This window comes from uncultured Draconibacterium sp. (assembly GCF_913063105.1).
Lineage (GTDB): Bacteria > Bacteroidota > Bacteroidia > Bacteroidales > Prolixibacteraceae > Draconibacterium.
Window position 1 is genome coordinate 1 of the sequence record NZ_CAJXYQ010000041.1, and the last position, 2,567, is coordinate 2,567.

Annotated in this window: 2 protein-coding genes and 1 pseudogene; all 3 read left to right on the forward strand. The window is 39.2% G+C overall.

What is annotated here, in order from left to right; translation table 11 throughout:
• A pseudogene (locus tag QZ574_RS19375) lies at nt 1-294 on the forward strand (bifunctional 4-hydroxy-2-oxoglutarate aldolase/2-dehydro-3-deoxy-phosphogluconate aldolase); the annotation flags it as partial.
• A 23-nt stretch (nt 295-317) separates the two neighbouring features.
• On the forward strand, nt 318-1,664 hold the full coding sequence (locus QZ574_RS19380; protein WP_297092649.1) for an MFS transporter: 1,347 nt from the start codon (nt 318-320) through the stop codon (nt 1,662-1,664).
• Nucleotides 1,665-1,742: 78 nt separating this feature from the next.
• A complete protein-coding gene (locus tag QZ574_RS19385; protein ID WP_297092651.1) occupies nt 1,743-2,201 on the forward strand; it encodes a magnesium-dependent phosphatase-1 in 459 nt (152 codons plus the stop codon).
• The last annotated feature ends 366 nt before the right edge of the window (nt 2,202-2,567 follow it).

Here is a 2,567-nt window from a genome sequence, read left to right on the forward strand (position 1 = left end):
ATAGGCAAAGCACACGAATTGGGAGCTGAGGTAGTAAAAATATTCCCGGGCTCGCAAGTGGGCGGACCAAGCTTTGTTAAAGCCGTTAAAGGCCCAATGCCTTACGCCAGTATAATGCCAACAGGAGGTGTTTCGCCAACCGAAGATAACCTGAAACAATGGTTTAATGCAGGAGTAACCTGTGTCGGCATGGGAAGCCAATTGTTTCCGAAAGAGGTTTTGGCCGAGAAAAATTACCAGTACATTACCGATAAATGTGCCGAAGCATTGGCAATAATCGAAAAATTAAAATAGTATAAATACTAAATCAATAATTTATGACTGAAATTAAAAAACCGCAAGGGAATCACAGGTACAAAATATTGGCCATGTTGGTTTATGCCACCACGATTAACTACTTTGACAGAAGTATTATCGGTGTAATGGCACCTACCCTGGAAAATCTATTCAATTGGACGAACACGGATTACGCAAACATCATGATTGCCTTTAAAGTTGCATATGCTCTTGGTATGCTTACAATGGGAGGTATAATAGATAAGCTCGGGACTAAAAAAGGATACATGCTTGCCATTGGTATCTGGAGTATTTTTGGAATGCTACATGCATTGGTAGTTCAGGAGATTAATGTGTTTAATATAACAGTAACCAGTGTTGGTTTATTCGCAATAGCCCGATTTGGTTTAGGTTTTGGAGAATCAGGACACTTCCCGGCAGCACAAAAAACAGTAGCAGAATGGTTTCCGAAAAAAGAAAGGGCATTCGCTACAGGCTTGTTTAACGCTGCAACTAGCGTTGGTGCAATAGCGGCTCCTTTTGTGGTTGGATGGATTGTTACAGAAGTTACCGAACCTGGATGGGTAAAAGGAACAGGTTGGCAAATTCCATTCTTAATTACGGGTGCTTTAAGTACGGTTTGGGTTATATTATGGCTTAAAGTATATCGAAAACCTGAAGATTCGAAGGTATTATCAAAAGAAGAATTTGACTATATACACAGCGATTCTGAACCAGAGTCGGAAGAAAAAATTGCCTGGGCAAGAGTGTTACCGAAACGTCAGACTTGGGCATTTGCAACGGCAAAAATTACAGACGCGGTATGGTGGTTCTATCTCTTTTGGGGAGCCAAGTACTTAAATGCAACCTTTGGAATAAGTCTTAAGGATATTGGAATTCCGTTCTTAATTATGTACTTGCTTGCCGACGGTGGAAGTATTGGTGGCGGATGGATTTCCGGATATTTTATGAGCAAAGGCTGGACGCTTAACAAAGCGCGTAAGATGACACTGTTAATATGTGCAATTATTGTTCTTCCTGTATGTTATGTGGCATTTACCCAAAATCAGTGGGTAGCCATTGTTCTTATTGGTATTGCTGCTGCGGGGCACCAAGCCTGGTCTGCAAATATCTTTACATTGGTTTCGGATGTGTTCCCTAAAAAAGCTGTTGCTTCAGTAACAGGTATTGGTGGAATGGTTGGCGCTGTAGCGGGTATCGTTAGTGATAAAGCTTTAGGTGAAATCCTTGACTCTGCAGGAAGTACAGGTTACTTTTGGGCTTTCTTAATTGCAGGGTCGTGTTACTTACTTATACTTGGTATTGTACATTTAATGATGCCTAAAATGACTCCGTTAGATGAAAACTTGAATTTAGTAAAATCTTAGATAGTTAGTTAGTAGTTCAAAAGGGGCCGTTCGAATTCATTTGAATGGCTCTTTTTTTATACTAATGAAAATAAAGAAATGAGATTGTTTGTTTTTGACCTCGATTTTACGATTTGGGATGCAGGTGGAACCTGGTGCGACGCAACAAACCCTCCATATTTTTGGGAAAATGGTGCCCTGCTCGACCAATCAGGCAGCGAGATGCAGCTTTATCCCGAAGTAATTGGTATTTTTGATGAATTGCAAAAGAACGACAAGAAAATAGCTGCAGCATCAAGAACTTTCGAACCAGGCTGGGCCCAAGACCTCCTTCATCTTTTTGATATTAATAAATATTTCGACTTAAAAGAAATTTACCCGGGCACTAAGGTTGCTCACTTCAAAAAGATTCAAAATCATTTTAAGCTTCCTTATACCGAAATGGTATTTTTCGATGATGAATACCGCAACATCCATGAGGTTTCAAAGTTAGGTGTTAAAGCTGTTTTGGTTGAAAACGGATTACGAAAAGCGCAGGTATTACCCTATTTGAAATAGGGTGATCAGAAAACAGCTCCTATCTTATCAGAATTTTAAACAGTTATAAATCAGTTTATTCTTGTGTTGTTTCAGCAGAAAATAGTATGCACTGTTTTTGTTCGTGGCTATATTTGTACTATACAAACCCGATAGTTAGTTAAGGTAGTTTTAAATAGATTTGGTTAGTTTAGTTAGAGTTAGCAATTTTCAAGAATTCAATTAAGTTGTGTATTAAAAGAGTAGAATCCCGGATTGGACGCCCGGGATTTTTTTATGGGATCAATCAACAAAATCACTTCAGGAATTACGGATCACATTAAAAATCCGGTGGACTTTGTTCTTTTGCTAATATATTAATATCGCTTGCTAGCCCCTTCCGGGGGA